This is a genomic window from Ideonella sp. FW305-24 (genome assembly GCF_058788035.1).
Genome location: NZ_JBYTAI010000016.1, coordinates 130,968 through 146,783, shown reverse-complemented (window position 1 = coordinate 146,783; position 15,816 = coordinate 130,968). Strand labels below are relative to the sequence as shown.

Here is a 15,816-nt window from a genome sequence, read left to right as displayed (position 1 = left end):
TGGCCAGCCTGCTGCGTCACCCGCGCTCTGGCTTCGATGCCCCGTCTGCAACGTGACCGCTGCGGCTCAAGGAATCACATGACTGCTGTCGCTGCGCTTGAAATGGATTTTGCAGGGCCGACTCAAGAAGGGCGAAGAGGGCTCCAGAACGGCTGGCGCAACCACGTCTACAACAGCAGTTCACGTCCTTCCTCCTGCGGCTTGCCATCGTAGGGATTTGCGTCCGCGCGCAAAACCCTGACACTGCTCTGCACCCATCGCTCGCAGGCTAGGCGCATCCGGGGCTTTGGTTTGTCCGGCCGCCACATTGGTTGGCGTGAGCGGCGGGTGACCTACCTCATCCTACGGAGTTGTATTTGATGTTGTTTGCTGCTGTCTGGCGCGCCGTGCTGGTGCTGGGAATTTCTTCTTCGGCGCTGGGTGCGTCGGCTGCCATCGCCGCGCCCTTGTGGCGTGACGTGCCGCCCGCGCAGGCGGCCCAGGCCTTTTCGGTGCAGGCTGCCCTGGCTGCGCCCAAGGCGCGCTGGGTGCAGTGGGACAGCGCTTCGCTGCAGGCGCTGGTCGAGCGTGTGCCGGCCGCCAGCAGTGCCGAGGCCTTGCGTCCGCTGCTGGACCTGCCGATGCCCGATGGCAGCATGCTGACTTTCCGCCTCTCGCCGGTGGACGTGATGGCACCCGGCCTTGCCGCGCGCTACCCGCAGATCCACAGCCTGCTTGGCACAGCGGTCGACCAGCCTGGCGTGACGGCCCGCATCGACTTCAGCCCGCACGGCTTCAAGGCCATGGTGTTCACGCCGCAGGGCCGGGTCTTCATCGACCCGGGCCGCGATGCGAATGCCGGCCTGCACCAGGTCTACCTGCGCCAGGACCTGCCGCTGCGCCACCGCGACGCAGACCAGGTGCTCACGCCGCCGGGCGGCAAGGCCTCGTCTGCCCGCGCGACTGCAGGCCTGGCGGGCGCCACCACCGGCACCGAGCTGCTGACCTACCGGCTGGCGCTGGCCACCACCGGTGAATACGCCAAGTTCCAGGATCCGGACGCCTCGCCCACCAACAAGGCCGGCGTGCTGGCTGAACTGGTCAGCCTGACCAACCGCGTCACCGGCGTCTACGAGCGCGAGATGGGCATTCGCCTGCAACTGATCGAAGGCGAAGACGCCATCATCTACACCGATGCCGGCACCGATCCGTATGCCAACAACAATGGCAGCTCGATGCTGGGCCAGAACATCCGCACGCTGCGCACGGTGCTGGGCAACGACGCCTTCGACATCGGCCATGTGGTGAGCACCGGCGGCGGCGGCGTGGCCTACCTGGGCGTGATCTGCGGCAGCAACAAGGCCGGCGGCGTGACCGGCCTCGGCTCGCCGGTGGGCGACGGCTTCTACATCGACTACGTGGCGCACGAGATGGGCCACCAGTTCGGTGCCAACCACACCTTCAACAGCGTGACCGGCTCCTGCGGCGGCGGCAACCGCGCTGCCAGCGCGGCCTACGAGCCGGGCAGCGGCACCACCATCATGGGCTATGCCGGCATCTGCGGCGCGGACGACATCCAGCCGCACAGCGACGCCCAGTTCCACAGCGCCAGCTACGACGAGATCGTGGCCTACACCCGCAGCGGCGGCGGCGCGAGCTGCGCCGCGGTGACCGCTTCGGGCAACACACCGCCCACCGCCACGGCGCCAGCCGGTGGCTTCACCATCCCGGCCAACACGCCTTTTGAGCTCACCGGCAAGGGCAAGGACGCGGATGGCAAGAAGACGCTGAGCTACCAGTGGGAAGAGCGCGACCTGGGGCCCGGCGGCTCGCCTGACGCGCCCACCGGCACCGCGCCGCTGTTCCGCGCCTTCCCGCCGGTGGCCTCGACCACGCGCACCTTCCCGCAGTTGAGCGACCTGCTGGGCAACACCCACACGCTGGGCGAACTGCTGCCCACCGAGACCCGCCCGCTGAACTTCCGCTTCATCGTGCGTGACAACCAGGCGGCGCCGTCTGCCGGTGGCCTGGCCAGCGCCGACCTGAGCTTCAACGTGACGGCAGACGCCGGCCCGTTCAAGGTCACCACGCCGAACACCAACGTGCAGGCCACGGCTGGCGGCACGCTGAAGGTCAAGTGGGACGTGGCCAAGACCGACGTGGCGCCTGTGTCCTGCGCGGCCGTGGAGATCTGGCTGTCCACTGACGGCGGCCAGACGATGGGCTACCAGCTGAAGGCCAAGGCTGCCAACACCGGCTCGGCGAAGGTCACGCTGCCGGCGGTGAGCACCTCGCAGGCACGCATCAAGGTCAAGTGCCACGGCAACGTGTTCTTCGACATCTCGGACGTGGACTTCCGCATCGGCGGATGAAGCCGCTCGGGATTCGCCCATGAAAAAACGCGGCCTCGGCCGCGTTTTGCGTTGCGTTGCCGCCGAGGCGGCCTGGCAGATCAGCGTTCTTCGCCGGCAATCGTGCGGTAGGCGAAGGCGCCGAGCAGGGCACCGGCAATCGGTGCCACCCAGAACAGCCACAGCTGGCCGAGCGCCCAGTCGCCGACGAACACCGCGACGCCGGTGCTGCGCGCCGGATTGACCGAGGTGTTGGTCACCGGGATGCTGATCAGGTGGATCAGCGTCAGCGCCAGGCCGATGGCGATGGGGGCGAAGCCGGCCGGCGCACGCTTGTCGGTCGCGCCCAGGATCACCAGCAGGAAGAACATCGTCATCACCACCTCGGTGACCAGCGCGGCCAGCAAGGAGTAGCCGCCAGGCGAATGCGCGCCGTAGCCGTTGGAGGCAAAGCCCTTGCTGACGTCAAAGCCGGGCGCGCCGCTGGCAATCACGTACAGCACCGCGCCGGCCGCCAGGCCGCCCAGCACCTGGGCCACGATGTAGGGCAGCAACTGGTTGGCCGGAAAGCGGCCGCCCGCCCACAGGCCGACTGACACGGCCGGATTCAGGTGGCAGCCGGAGATGTGGCCGATGGCAAACGCCATCGTCAGCACTGTCAGGCCGAAAGCCAGTGACACGCCATGCAGGCCGATGCCCACATTCGGAAAGGCGGCCGCCAGCACCGCGCTGCCACAGCCCCCCAGCACCAGCCAGAATGTTCCCAGAAACTCCGCGCCGTATTGCCGCATGTTGTTTTCCCGTTTGAATTGATCGAGCCAAGGTTTCAAAAGCCGGCGCAGCTTGCCACAAGCTGCTGGCCCGAAGGGTCAGGCGGCGTCATTCAAATTGGGGATGCTGGACGAGGCTGGCGGCAGCCTGCTGCGCCACCCGCGCGTGGGCCAGGCGGCTGAGGGCGGAGGGCGGAGGGCTGCAGCCGGTTCAGGCCTTGCGGGTCATAGCGGGCGACCAGTTCAAGGTCGCTGCAATCGGCGAGCAGCTCGAAGCCCAGCGCCGCCAGGTCCAGCCTGTCACCCCAGGGGTCCCGAGGTTGGCATCGCCGCCGCTTGCCAGGCCCTGAGAGAAGCGGCGGTTGCTCGCGGGGCCGTAGCATCGCGCAAAAGCGGCCGCCGCCGCAACGCTCTCCCCAAGCCCCTGCAGCGCGCGTTCAGGCGCGGCTCAGCACCCGGCTCACCGGCGCGTCAGCGCGCAGCCGCATGGCCAGCGCATGCAGCACCTGCGGGAAGTCCTCGGTCACAGCCTTGCCGATCATCTCGGCTTCGGGCCCATGCACGGTTGCAGCGTAGGTGATGCGCACGCAGCCGTTGTCGGTCCGCTCGATGCGGTGGTCCACCAGCACGCGCACATCGTCGATGACGGTTTCGTCGGTGAAGCCGAGGTTCTCCTGCACCGCCAGCAAGCGGCTGGTGAAAGCCGGCTGGCCGGGTGTCTTCATGACGAACTGGGTGCCGCTGGCAAAGGGCCCTTCGAGCGTGATGTGTTCAATGCCGGCGTTCCAGCGCGGCCAGCCGGCCACGTCTGAGAACAGCCGCCAGACGGCGGCGGGAGAGGCGGCTGCCAGGATGCTGAATTCGCTTTGCCACATGGTGTTGTCTGCCTGTTGAGTGGGTCAATCTGGCAGCCAGTGTCGGGGGGGCCTGCTGACAGCGTGATGGCAGCAGGCCGTGGCAAAGCAGCTTCGCGGGCATCGCCGTGATGACCCGGGTGCCGGGTCATCCGGTGCCTGGCCTGGCTTACTTGCCGAGGCGGCCGCGCGGGCTGCCCACGCCGGTGCATTGGTCCCAGCCCACGGTGGCTGCAGCGCCGTTGTTGCCGGTGGTCACGTCATAGAAGTTGGTGCCGTATTCCTTGGCGGTGTGCAGCTGCGCGTACAACAGGTTGTTCTCCATGTTGCCGTAGTAGCCGCCGGCCGAGGGCGCCACGCCCAGGCGGTTGCCTGCGCCGTTGACCAGGCCAGCCACCAACGGTGCAGACAGGCTGGTACCGCCGACGACGTACCAGGCGCCAGCGCTGTAGACGTATGCGCCGCTGGCCGGGTCGGCTGCGTACGAGATGTCGGGCGTGTGGCGGGCCGAGGGGCCGAACTGCGCGTACTGGAAGCCGGTCCATGGGCCGGTGCCGGTGCCGAAGGTGGTGCTCCAGGTCTCGTAGGCGCTGGTGCCGCCGCCCGAGCCAGCCCAGCAGCTTTCGCTCAGGAAGGCGTTGGTGGTGGCGTCGCGGTTGATGGTGGTACCGCCCACCGAGGTCACCCACGGCGAGGAGCTGGGCCACTGGGCGCCCAGGCCGGCGTCACCGGCCGAGAAGAAGAAGCTCACGGTCTTGCCTTCGAGCCAGTTCGAGCGGAAGACCCAATCCCAGTCCGAGGACTCGGTGCTCCACTCGGCGCCGCCCCAGCTGTTGGAGATCTGGCCGCCGCCGTAGGAATTGGCCTGCTGGATGGCGATCTGCTCGGCGTACATCATGTCGGCCCAGCTGTTGGAGCAGGCTTCGACCAGCACGATGTGGGCGCCAGGCGCCATCGCGTGGGCATATTGCAGGTCCAGCGCGGTTTCGAGCGCCCAGCCGGAGTTGGTGGGCGGGGTGACGCAGGCGCCGTTGCCGTTGGCGATCACCTTCTTGAACTTTGCCGCGGGCAGGCCGAAGTAGGTGCTGAAGTAGGCCAGGTCGGCTGCCGCCGTGGGGGTGTCGTACGCGTCGACGATGACGATCACGCGGCTGCCGCCGGTGGCGTTGTAGGCCGCGTTGTTGACTGGCTTGCAGCCGCTGTAGGCGGGGCCGGCCTTGGCGATGCAGGCCAGCGATGCCGGGTATTCGGTGCCCGAGGCATTCGGGCCCGGGTTGGCTTCGGGTTCCGGCACGGCCAGGTCTTCCAGCCGGTTGACCTGGACGCCGTGGCGGTTGTGCACCACGAAGTTGGTGTGCACCCGCAGGCCGCGGTCCGCGGCGCGGCGCACGCTGCTTTCCGGGCGGAACACGGTGGCCGGCAGCACGTAGCGGCCCACGGCCTCGGGCTGGGGGGCGGCCAGGGCTTCGGCGCCCGGGGTCATCGGGCTGTCGGAAGCGGCGGCGGCCATGGCGAGGCCGGGCAGGACCGCAACGGCGGCCGCCAGCAGGCAACGTGTCAGGTGGACAGAGGTGTCTCTCATGTATCTCTCCGAATGGAATGAATGCAAAGGCAGTGCGCACGGGCAGGCGGATGCATGCCTGCCGGCCGGCCGGCGTGTCAGACCTGGTGCCGGGCGAACGCGAGCGCAGTCTGTGCGTTTGCAAGCGGCTCCGCATCCTCTTTTTCGGGCTGCGTGAACCGTGTCCCACACTCCTGGGCAATCTGCTTCCGGAAGGGTGAGGCGGTGGCACTTCCGGGCCGGATTTCACGTTCAAGGCGCGTAGGTGACCACGCCTCGTCCACCGGCAGTTGCCGCTTCGGAACCGCGGAGTGCCGCCCACGAAAAAGCGGACCTGCAGGCGGGAAGGCCGTGGCCTTTGCCTTGCAGGTCCGCTGGAAGGCCTGGTGCCAGGCCGTCAGGAGGAGGGAGATGGACGCTGGCTTACTTGCCGACGCGGCCGCGCGGGCTGCCCACGCCGGTGCACTGGTCCCAGCCCACGGCGGCTGCGGCGCCGTTGTTGCCGGTGGTCACGTCATAGAAATTGACGCCGTAGTCCTTGTTCGTCAGCAACTCGGCGTACAGCAGGTTGTTCTGCGCGTTCGTGTAGTAGCCGCCAGCCTTGGGCGCCATGCCCAGGCGGTTGTTGGACGTGTTGGTAATGCCGGCCACCAGCGGTGCGGCCAGGCTGGTGCCGCCGACCACGTACCAGTTGCCGGCGTTGTAGACCCAGGCGCCGCTGGCCGGGTCGGCGTCAAACGAGATGTCCGGCGAATGGCGTGCGGCCTGGCCGAACAGCGGGTACTGGTAGTTGGTCCACGGGCCGGTGCCGCTGCCGAACGTGGTGCTGTAGGTTTCGTAGGCGCTGGTGCCGCCGCCCGAACCCGCCCAGCAGCTTTCGCTCAGGAAGGCCTGGGTGGTCGGGTCACGGTTGATGGTGGTGCCGCCCACCGAGGTCACCCACGGCGAAGCGCTGGGGAACTGTGCGCCCAGGCCCGAGTCACCCGCCGAGAAGAAGAAGTTGACCGGCTTGTTCGCGACCCAGTTGGAACGGAAGACCCAGTCCCAGTCGGTGGACTCAGTGCTCCATTCGGCACCGCCCCAGCTGTTCGAGATTTCCCCGCCACCGGCGGCATTCGCCTGCTGGATGGCGATCTGCTCGGCGTACATCATGTCGGCCCAGCTGTTGGAGCAGGCCTCGACCAGGATGATCTTGGCCTTGGGCGCCATCGCGTGGGCCCACTGCACGTCCAGTGCGGCTTCCAGCGCCCAGCCCGAGTTGTAGGGCGGGGTGACGCAGGCGCCGTTGCCGTTGGCGATCACCTTGGTGAAGTTGGCCGCCGGCAGGCCGAAGAACGAGCTGAAGGTGGCCAGGTCGGCCGCAGCGGTGGGGTAGTCGTAGGCATCGACGATGACGATCGCACGGCCGCCGCCGGTGGCGTTGTAGGCCGCGTTGTTGGTCGGCACGCAGCCGCTGTAGGCGGGACCGACCTTGGCAATGCAGGCCAGCGAAGCCGGGTACTCGGCGAACGTGGCGTTGGGGGCGGGATTGGCCTCGGGGGCTGGCAGGGCAAGGTCTTCCAGGCGGTTGACCTTGACCCCGTTGCGGTTGTGCATCACGTAGTTGGTGTGGACACGCTGGCCGCGGTCTTCGGCGCGGCGCACGCTGCTGTCCGGGCGGAACACGTTGGGCGGCAGGACATAGCGGCCCACCGCGTCAGGTTCGGGTGCGGCCAGCGCGTCTGCACCGGGGGTCATCGCGCTGTCGGTGGCTGCGGCCATGCTCAGGCCGGGCAGGGTGGCAACGGCGGCTGCGAGCAGGCAGCGCTTGAAGTGAGTAGAGGCGTCTCTCATGTTGTTCTCCAGAAGGAATGGATGCAGTCATCAGCGCCCCGGCGGCCGGTGCATTCCGGCCTGTGAGTCAGCCTTGTGAAGGCTTGGAGCGCGACCGCAGTCTGTGCTTCTGGCAGGAGAGCGACACCCCTCTTGCAGGGGGTGTCGTGCACGTCGTCCCCTCTTTGAGCGTCCCCCAAAACGGAGATGGTGCCGCAGCACCGGTGCGTCACACCTGCATGTTCATGATGTCGGTGTAGGCCTGCACCAGCCGGTTGCGCACCGACAGCGTGGCCTGGAAACCGAGCTGCGACTTCTGCATCGCGATCATGGTGTCTTCCAGGCTGACGGACGGGTTGTCCAGCTGCAGTTCCTTCTGCATGCGCTGGGTTTCGAGCTGCGAGTCGCTGACCGACTTCAGCGCGCTGCTCATGGCCGTCTGGAAGCTGCCTTTTTCGACGCTGTTCGTCGCTTTGGCGCGCGAAAGCGGCGTGCCGTCCTGGGACAGGCCTGCTTTGGCAACTGCTTGCGCGAAGTCGAAAGGTTTGAGCTTCAGGTCCATGGCATTTCCTTCTCTAGGGGCCCTAAAGAAGTGGAGGGCATGACCGAAATGGTAGAGATCGCCGGGCTTCTCTATGGATGGAACTGCGAGGCGATTGGCGGGTTTCTCGCGTCTTGGTGAACCAGGGTGCTGGCGAACAATCCGGTCCGTGCCCTCTTGTGGGGCCGTTGACCTTTTCGCTGCTGAGTGCCCGATCCCATGGACCAAGCCCTTGTCGCCCCCGTACCCGCCGAGCTGACTCCGGTCGCCCCCCAAGGCGCCGTGGCCAAGCTGATGGCCATGCCGCCCGCCACCAAGCTCAAGCTTGGCGGTGCGGTGGCCGCCGTGCTGGCGGCCATGGTGGCGATGATGCTGTGGGCCAGCCAGGGCGACTGGCGCATCCTCTACAGCGGCCTGCCGGACAAGGAAGCCGGCGCCATCCTGGCCCAGCTGCAGCAGATGGGCGTGCCCTACAAGCACAGCGACGGCGGCGCCTCCATCATGGTGCCGGCCGACAAGGTCTACGACCTGAAGATGAAGCTCGCCGCTGCCGGCCTGCCCAAGGCCAGCGTCACCGGCAACGAGCTGCTGGACAACGCCCGCTTCGGCCAGACCGACCGCCAGGAACGCCTGAACATGCAGCGCGCGCTGGAGGGGGAGCTGGTGCGCACCATCACCAAGCTGGACGGCGTGGAAGATGCCCGCGTCCACCTGGCCCTGCCCAACCAGAACGGCTTCTTCCGCGAGCAGCAAAAACCCAGCGCCAGCGTGATGCTGACGCTGATGCCCGGCCGCACGCTGGACCGTGCCCAGTCCGCGGCCATCGTGCACCTGGTGTCGTCCAGCGTGCCGGACCTGAATGCCAAGGCCGTCAGCGTGCTGGACCAGCGCGGCACCCTGCTCTCTGGCCCTGGCGAAGACAGTGCCCGCAGCCTGGACGAACAGCAGCTGCAGTACGTGCATCAGATCGAGGCCAGCTACCTCAAGCGCGTGCAGGACCTGCTGGAGCCGGTGGTCGGCCGCGACAACCTGCGCGCCTCGGTGACCGCCGACATCGACTTCAACCAGACCGAAGCCACTTCCGAGCAATACCGCCCCAACCAGGGCAACGAGCCGGCCGCGGTGCGCAGCACCCAGAGCGCCGAATCCAATGGCGCCGGCAACCCCATGCCCACCGGCGTGCCGGGTGCCGCGACCAACCAGCCCCCGGTGCCGGCCACGGCGCCGATCAACGGCGCCTCGGCCCCGCTGCAGGCCACCCAGATGGGCGGCAGCGGCGGCAGCTCGCGCCGCGAAGCCACCACCAACTACGAGGTCGACAAGACCGTGCGCGTGACGCGCAATGCCACTGGCGCGGTGCGCCGGCTGAACGCTGCCGTGGTGGTCAACCACCGCACCTCAACCGATGCCAAGGGCAAGACCACGACGCTGCCGCTGCCGCCCGAGGAAATCGAGAAGCTGACCGCGCTGGTGCAGGAAGCCGTGGGCTTCAGCAAGGAGCGCGGCGACTCGGTCAAGGTCATCAACGCGCCGTTCAAGCCTGTCACCGAACCTGCGGCCGACGATCTGCCACTGTGGAAGCAGCCGTGGCTGCTGAACCTGGCGCGTGCCTCCGGCGTGCCTGCCGCGTTGACCCTGGTGGCCCTGGCCTTGATCTTTGGCGTGATCCGGCCTGGCATCCGCCAGGTGCTGACGCCGATCGAGGTCGAGAAGGACGACAAGGGCCAGCAGCTCGATGCGGTGGTGGATGACGACAACATCCTGCCGGCCCTGGCCGGCGGCAGCGGACTGCCTGCACTTGAGGCACCTCTTGAGAACACCCAGCTGGAAGCCGCACGACGGCTGGCCCGTGACAACCCAGGCGCCGTGGCCAACATCATGCGCGAATGGGTGACCGGCGAAATCGCCACCTGAACAGGCAACGAACGACCCCATGGCTGGAAATTCGAAAGACGACGAAGGCGCCGAAAACGCCGCCATCCTCCTGATGTCGCTCGGGGAGGAAGAGGCGGCTGGCGTGTTCAAGCACCTCGGGCCCAAGGAGGTCCAGAAGCTGGGCGAAACCATTGCCCGGCTGAAGGTCATCCCGCGCGAGCGGGTCGAGCGGGTGCTGGAGAAATTCAGCAAGCAGGCCGAAGCCCAGCACATGCTGGTGGCCGACACCGACGAATACGTCAAGGCCGTGCTGCGCAAGGCCCTGGGCGACGACAAGGCGAACCTGCTGATCGACCGCATCCTGCAGGGCAGCGACGTGTCCGGCATCGAGAGCCTGAAGTGGATGGACGGCGGCTCGGTGGCCGAGCTGCTGCGCAACGAACACCCGCAGATCATCGCGGCCATCCTGGTGCACCTGGACTTCGACCAGTCCTCCACCGTGCTGAAGTCATTCACCGAGCGCCAGCGCAACGAAGTGCTGATCCGCATTGCCACGCTGGACGGCATCCAGCCTTCTGCGCTGAAGGACTTGAACGAAGTGCTGAACAAGGTGCTGGCCGGCGGCGACCGCCTGCGCAAGGCCTCGCTGGGCGGCGCCAAGGCCGCGGCCGAGATCATCAACATGATGGGCTCCTCGGTCGAGACCTCGGTGCTGGACTACATCCGCGAAGCCGACGGCGACCTGGCCCAGAAGATCATGGACAACATGTTCACCTTCGAGGACATGAACAAGCTCGACGACAAGGGCTTCCAGGCCGTGCTGAAGGAAGTCCAGAGCGACTCGCTGGTCGTGGCGCTCAAGGGCGCCACCGCCGAGATGCGCGAGAAGGTCTTCCGCAACATGTCCAGCCGCGCCGCCGAAACGCTGCGCGAGGACCTGGAATCGCGCGGCCCGATGCGCGTCTCCGAAGTCGAAGCCGAGCAGAAGGAACTGCTGAAGATCGTCCGCCGCCTGGTCGACGAAGGCCAGATCGTGCTGGCATCGGGAGGCGCCGATGACTTCCTCTAAGCCGAACACCCCGCGCCCGGTGCCGCCGCCGCAAGGCGGCAACCGCCCGGCCAACGCCTACACCCGCTTCATTCCCCGCGAGGAGCTGGACAACTTCGCCGCCTGGACGCCCGACACCTTTGGTGGCGGCCTGGGCGGGTTGCCGCCCGGCGTCGTCGTCAACCCGCCGCCGGCCGCGCAGGCGCCGGTGGCGCCGCCGCCGCCCGCACCGCCGCCACCCCCCGCGCCCACGCTGGAAGAGCTGATGCAGGCCAGCCGCAAGCAGGCGGTCGATGCACGGCAGAGCGGCTACCAGGAAGGCTACCGCGACGGGCTGGAGGCGCTGGAAGCTGCCAAGCGCCAGTTCGCCCAGCAGATCAGCGCGCAGATGGCGCAGGTCGTGGCCGAGTTCCAGGACCAGCTCGGTGGCCTCGAAACCCGCATGGCCGACGCGCTCGTGCAGACCGCCCTGAAGCTGGCCCGCCAGGTCGTGCGCAGCGAGCTCGAACAGCGGCCGGACTGCGTGGTCCAGGTCGCGCAGCAAGCCGTGGCCGCGGTCATGGTCACCGCCAAGCACCTGGTGCTGCGGCTGCACCCCGAAGACGTGGTGCTGGTCGAAATGGGCGCTGCCGACACGCTGCGCACGCGCGACGTGATGGTGATCGCCGACCCGCAGGTCGCCCGTGGCGGCTGCATCGTCGAGTCCGACCTGGGCCGCGTGGACGCGCGCATCGAAAGCCGCTGGGCGCAGGCCGCTGCGGTGTTTGCCGTGCCGCTGGCCTGGCAAGGCGGCGCAGCCGCCGAGGCCGAGCCGCTTGAACCCGAACCCGAAACAGACGCCTGATGCTCACCACCCGCCCCGAGCGCTGGCAGCGCTTCCTGCAGGACATCCAGAACTACGCCTCCTTGCCGCAGCCGCTGGAAATGCAGGGCTCGCTGGTGCGCGTGACCGGCCTGGTGCTGGAAGCCGCTGGCGTGCGTGCGCCGGTCGGCGCCGTCTGCTCGGTGGGGGTGCCCGGCGAGTCGCCGGTCACTGCCGAAGTGGTCGGCTTCCATGGCGACCGCGCCTACCTAATGCCGACCGGCGAGCTGCATGGCCTGGCCAGTGGTGCCCAGGTGGTGCCGCTGCCGGTGCCGCAGATTCCCCCTCGCCTGGGCGTGGAAAACCATCCCTGGCGGCGCAGCGAAGACCGCGGCCTGCACCTGCCGATGGGCGAAGGCCTGCTGGGCCGCGTGGTCGATGCCCATGGCCACCCGATGGACCGCGGGGGCCCGCTGCAGGACGTGCTCAACGAACCGATGGTGCGCCGCCCGATCAACGCGATGGACCGCGACCCGGTGCGCCAGCCGCTGGACACCGGTGTGCGCGCCATCAACTCGCTGCTCACCGTGGGCCGCGGCCAGCGCATCGGCCTGTTTGCCGGCACCGGCGTGGGCAAATCGGTGCTGCTGGGCATGATGGCCCGCTACACGGCGGCCGACGTGATCGTCGTCGGGCTGATCGGCGAGCGGGGTCGTGAAGTCAAGGAATTCATCGAAGACATCCTCGGCGACGAAGGCCTGCAGCGCGCGGTCGTCGTTGCTGCACCGGCCGACGCCCCGCCGCTGGTGCGCATGCAGGGCGCCAGCTATGCCACCGCGGTGGCCGAGCATTTCCGCGACAAGGGCCAGCACGTGCTGCTGCTGATGGACTCGCTGACCCGTTACGCGATGGCGCAGCGCGAGATCGGCCTGGCCATCGGCGAGCCGCCGGCCACCAAGGGCTATCCGCCAAGCTGTTTCGCCAAGCTGCCGCAGCTGGTTGAACGCTCTGGCAATGGCCTCAACGGCGTGGGCTCCATCACCGCCTTCTACACCGTGCTGACCGAAGGCGACGACCCGCAGGACCCGATTGCCGATGCGGCCCGAGGCATCCTCGACGGCCACATCGTGCTGTCGCGCGAGCTCGCCGAAAGCGGCCATTTCCCGGCCATCGACGTGGAGAAATCCATCTCCCGCGTGATGACCGCGGTGGCGCCGCGCGATCACCTGGAAGGCGCCCGCCGTGCCCGCCAGTGGATGGCCAAGTTCAACAAGGCGCGTGACCTGATCCAGCTCGGCGCCTACGTGCCCGGCGCCGATCCCGAGCTGGACGCCGCCGTCAAGGTGCACCCGCAGCTGGTGGCGTTGCTGCAGCAAGGCATGCAGGAGCGCGCCCCGCTGGAAGCCAGCCGCCGCGCACTGCTGCGCCTGAACCCCGCAGGCCAGCCCCAGAACCAGGCGGGCGGCTGAGCGCTGCCTGGCTGAATCCCACAAGAAGGCATTGTTGAAGGTGTTGTTCCACGCAGTGCAGGCCGGCCTTTCGGCGCAAGCTGCTGCTTCGTCCCGGCTGTTGTTGCAGTGTCCGTAGCCCTCGTCGCAGTCCTTCTTCAGGAATCGCCCAATGAACCGCATGGAACTTCTTCGCACGCTGCTCGAACGCGAACAGCGCCGCCGTGACGACGCGATCGCCGAATGGCGCGAAACCGAGCGCATGGCCGAAGCCGCGCGTGAACAGGCCGACTCGCTGGTGACCTACCGCGGCGAATACCGCAAGCGCTGGGCTGCGCAGTTCGCCAAGGGCGGCGCCATCGAGCTGGTGCGCTGCTACCACGGCTTTGTCGGCCGGCTGGACCAGGCGATTGCCTCGCAGCAAGGCGTGGTCATGCAGGCCGACCAGCGGGTGCGCGCCGCACACCAGCGCGTGCAGCAGCGCGAGCTGAAGGTCGCCACCGTGCGCCGGCTGATCGAGCGCCGCCAGCACAGCCTGCTGCAGGACGAGCGCAAGCGCGAGCAGAAGCAGGCCGACGAGGCCAACCAGCGCCGTGCCTGGGCCTCGCGCCAGTCCATGGCCGGTGCGGCAGCCTGAACGTCCCGAACCCGAATCCGTCTTCTTGAATTTCCCGCAGGAGTACACGCATGCCTTTGGACACCCCTCTGGAGCCCGTGGCACCGGTCAAGCCGGTGTCGTCGCGCATGGCGCAGCGCGCGCCGCAGCGCCAGGATGCCGGCAGCCACGGCAGCTTCGCCGACATGCTGCGTGGCCAGGGCGCCAAGAGCCTGAAGGCCGCACCTGACACCGACCAGGCGCCGACCACCGACAGCGCGCCGAAAGCCGATCGCAAGTCCGACGCGGACCAGGCCGAGGCCAGCGGCGACACCGAGGCCGCCGACAAGGGCGATGCCAAGGACGAAACCGCCGACGCGCCGAAGAAAACCGCGCTCAGCGCCGAGGACCTGCCAGCCCAGCCCAGCACCTTGCAGCTGGTGGCCAAGCGCGAAGACCTGGGCGGTGCCTCGCGCGGCCTGGACGCACTGAAAGGCCGCGGCCATGCCGGCGGTGCAGGGGCCCGACGCGCTGGTGAACTGAAGGACGCGGGCGGCATTGCAGCCACCGGCGATGCCGCCACGGCAGACGGCTTCCGCAGCAGCCTGCTGGCCGCCCGCCAGGCCAGTGGCGACAGCCCGGCCGATGCCGCCAGCATGAGCCTGGCCGCTGCCCCGGTGGCCGAGCGTGCCAGCGAAAGAGAGTCGGACGGCAGCCTGCCCAGCCTGGCCGGCATGGCCGACCTTGCGGCCAGCCGCCCGGCCACCGATGCCAGCGCCGAGCTGCAGGCCGCGCCGGCCCAGGCCCAGCTGCCCACGCCGCCTGACAGCCCGCTGTTCCCGCAGGCCCTGGGCGTGCAGCTCAGCACCTGGATGGACGAAGGCGTGTCGCATGCCAAGCTGGAACTGAACCCGGCCGACCTGGGGCCGATCGAGGTCCGCATTGCCGTGCACGAAGGCAGCACCCGCATTGAGTTGAATGCCGACGTGGCCTCGACCCGCTCCGCGCTCAGCGAAGCACTGCCCCAGCTGGCCGAACAACTCGGCGACGTGGGCCTGAGCCTCGCGGGCGGCAGCGTGTCCGACCAGACCAGCCAGGGCCAGCGCCAGGGCGACTCCGGTGCCCAGCAAGCCGGCGGTGGCCGCGCATTTGGCATGGGCGGGCGTGGCAACAGCGGCGACGAAGCGCTGGACAACGCCACGATGAGCCCCGCGCGCACCGCCGTGAACCGCCGCGGCCTGCTGGACATGTACGCCTAGTCATGGGGCACCCGGTCTCAGGGTTACCTGAGACCACCCGCCGAGCGGGTTGGCGCAGCCGCCTGGGGCGGCCCGGCGCCGGCTGCGCTGCGCTTCGGCACGGCGCTTTCGCCGTCGGGCTTGCTGCTGTCCAGCCTGAGGACCACCGGTAAAACCGCCGCTTTTCGTGGCTTCTGCACGGGGCTCGGCTCTCAATAATTCCTCCTATTCGATCCCGACGCCCCATGCTTGCGGTGTCTGGGTCCTCCAGAGGAATCAAGGAGCCCCGTCCATGTCTGCTGCCGCAGCTGCCCCCGCCGGCGACGCCCCCAAGAAGGGCAAGAAAAAACTGATCCTGATCCTTGCCGTGGTGGTGTTGCTGGCCGCGGTTGGGGGCGGTGTCGCGCTGGTGATGAAGAAGAACCACGACGCCGAAGCGGCCGCTGCCGCCGAAGATGGCGAAGAGAGCAGCGGGCACCAAGAAAAGAAGAGTGCCAAGAAGGACAAGAAGAAGGACGACAAGCACGCGCTGCCGGTCTTCGTGCCGCTGGACCCGTTTGTCGTCAACCTGGCCGACCGCGAGACCGACCGTTTCGCCCAGATCGGCCTGACGCTGGAAGTCCAGGACGCGCACGTGGCCGACGAGATCAAGGCCTACCTGCCGGCGATCCGCAACAACGTGCTGCTGCTGCTGGGCCACAAGACCTCGGCCGAGCTGATGACGCCCGACGGCAAGGAAGTGCTGGCCCGCCAGCTGCGCCGCGTCGCGGTGCAGCCCATGGGGATCGAGCTGGAAGACGAAGACGCCGTCGAGGAAGAAGCGCCTGCCACCACGGGCAAGAAAAAGAAGCGCAAACGCTACGACAGCCTCGACGACTCGCCGGTGAAGTCGGTCCAGTTCTCGTCCTTCATCATTCAATAAGCCCGACACGCCCGGTCGCA

13 protein-coding genes are annotated in these 15,816 nt (G+C 68.2%); 8 read left to right on the top strand and 5 right to left on the bottom strand.

What is annotated here, in order from left to right:
* Nucleotides 1-359 precede the first annotated feature (359 nt).
* Nucleotides 360-2,351, top strand: a complete 1,992-nt coding sequence (locus AC3WR5_RS29455) for a reprolysin-like metallopeptidase (protein ID WP_492489110.1) — start codon at nucleotides 360-362, stop codon at nucleotides 2,349-2,351.
* A gap of 80 nt (nucleotides 2,352-2,431) precedes the next feature.
* Here AC3WR5_RS29455 and aqpZ read toward each other — a convergent pair whose 3' ends face one another.
* From aqpZ to fliE, 5 genes are all read right to left on the bottom strand, one after another.
* Nucleotides 2,432-3,160 (bottom strand): aquaporin Z, encoded by a 729-nt coding sequence (aqpZ, locus tag AC3WR5_RS29450; RefSeq protein ID WP_259372423.1) that lies wholly within the window; start codon nucleotides 3,158-3,160, stop codon nucleotides 2,432-2,434.
* Between the two features lie 377 nt (nucleotides 3,161-3,537).
* Nucleotides 3,538-3,975 (bottom strand): SRPBCC family protein, encoded by a 438-nt coding sequence (locus AC3WR5_RS29445; protein WP_492489108.1) that lies wholly within the window; start codon nucleotides 3,973-3,975, stop codon nucleotides 3,538-3,540.
* Nucleotides 3,976-4,123: 148 nt separating this feature from the next.
* A complete protein-coding gene (locus AC3WR5_RS29440) occupies nucleotides 4,124-5,536 on the bottom strand; it encodes a S53 family peptidase (RefSeq protein WP_231011866.1) in 1,413 nt (470 codons plus the stop codon).
* A gap of 402 nt (nucleotides 5,537-5,938) precedes the next feature.
* Nucleotides 5,939-7,348 carry a S53 family peptidase gene (locus tag AC3WR5_RS29435; RefSeq protein WP_492489107.1) on the bottom strand — a complete coding sequence of 470 codons (1,410 nt, stop codon included), beginning with the start codon at nucleotides 7,346-7,348 and terminating at the stop codon, nucleotides 5,939-5,941.
* 208 nt (nucleotides 7,349-7,556) lie between these two features.
* A complete protein-coding gene (fliE, locus tag AC3WR5_RS29430; protein ID WP_492489106.1) occupies nucleotides 7,557-7,889 on the bottom strand; it encodes a flagellar hook-basal body complex protein FliE in 333 nt (110 codons plus the stop codon).
* A 198-nt stretch (nucleotides 7,890-8,087) separates the two neighbouring features.
* Here fliE and fliF point away from each other — a divergent pair, with 198 nt between their 5' ends.
* The 7 genes from fliF to AC3WR5_RS29395 all read left to right on the top strand — a co-directional run bounded on the left by fliF (nucleotide 8,088) and on the right by AC3WR5_RS29395 (nucleotide 15,796).
* Nucleotides 8,088-9,782 (top strand): flagellar basal-body MS-ring/collar protein FliF, encoded by a 1,695-nt coding sequence (gene fliF / locus AC3WR5_RS29425; protein ID WP_492489104.1) that lies wholly within the window; start codon nucleotides 8,088-8,090, stop codon nucleotides 9,780-9,782.
* Nucleotides 9,783-9,801: 19 nt separating this feature from the next.
* Nucleotides 9,802-10,812 carry a flagellar motor switch protein FliG gene (gene fliG, locus AC3WR5_RS29420; protein WP_141291723.1) on the top strand — a complete coding sequence of 337 codons (1,011 nt, stop codon included), beginning with the start codon at nucleotides 9,802-9,804 and terminating at the stop codon, nucleotides 10,810-10,812.
* Nucleotides 10,799-11,635 carry a FliH/SctL family protein gene (locus AC3WR5_RS29415; RefSeq protein ID WP_492489102.1) on the top strand — a complete coding sequence of 279 codons (837 nt, stop codon included), beginning with the start codon at nucleotides 10,799-10,801 and terminating at the stop codon, nucleotides 11,633-11,635. Before fliG ends, AC3WR5_RS29415 begins: the two co-directional genes overlap by 14 nt.
* Nucleotides 11,635-13,062, top strand: coding sequence for a flagellar protein export ATPase FliI (fliI, locus tag AC3WR5_RS29410; RefSeq protein WP_141290616.1), 1,428 nt, complete (start codon nucleotides 11,635-11,637; stop codon nucleotides 13,060-13,062). The genes AC3WR5_RS29415 and fliI overlap by 1 nt, the downstream gene beginning before the upstream one ends.
* 151 nt (nucleotides 13,063-13,213) lie before the next feature.
* Nucleotides 13,214-13,678, top strand: a complete 465-nt coding sequence (locus tag AC3WR5_RS29405) for a flagellar export protein FliJ (RefSeq protein ID WP_141290614.1) — start codon at nucleotides 13,214-13,216, stop codon at nucleotides 13,676-13,678.
* A gap of 50 nt (nucleotides 13,679-13,728) precedes the next feature.
* On the top strand, nucleotides 13,729-14,895 hold the full coding sequence (locus AC3WR5_RS29400) for a flagellar hook-length control protein FliK (RefSeq protein WP_492489099.1): 1,167 nt from the start codon (nucleotides 13,729-13,731) through the stop codon (nucleotides 14,893-14,895).
* 271 nt (nucleotides 14,896-15,166) lie between these two features.
* On the top strand, nucleotides 15,167-15,796 hold the full coding sequence (locus AC3WR5_RS29395) for a flagellar basal body-associated FliL family protein (protein ID WP_492489097.1): 630 nt from the start codon (nucleotides 15,167-15,169) through the stop codon (nucleotides 15,794-15,796).
* Nucleotides 15,797-15,816: the final 20 nt, after the last annotated feature.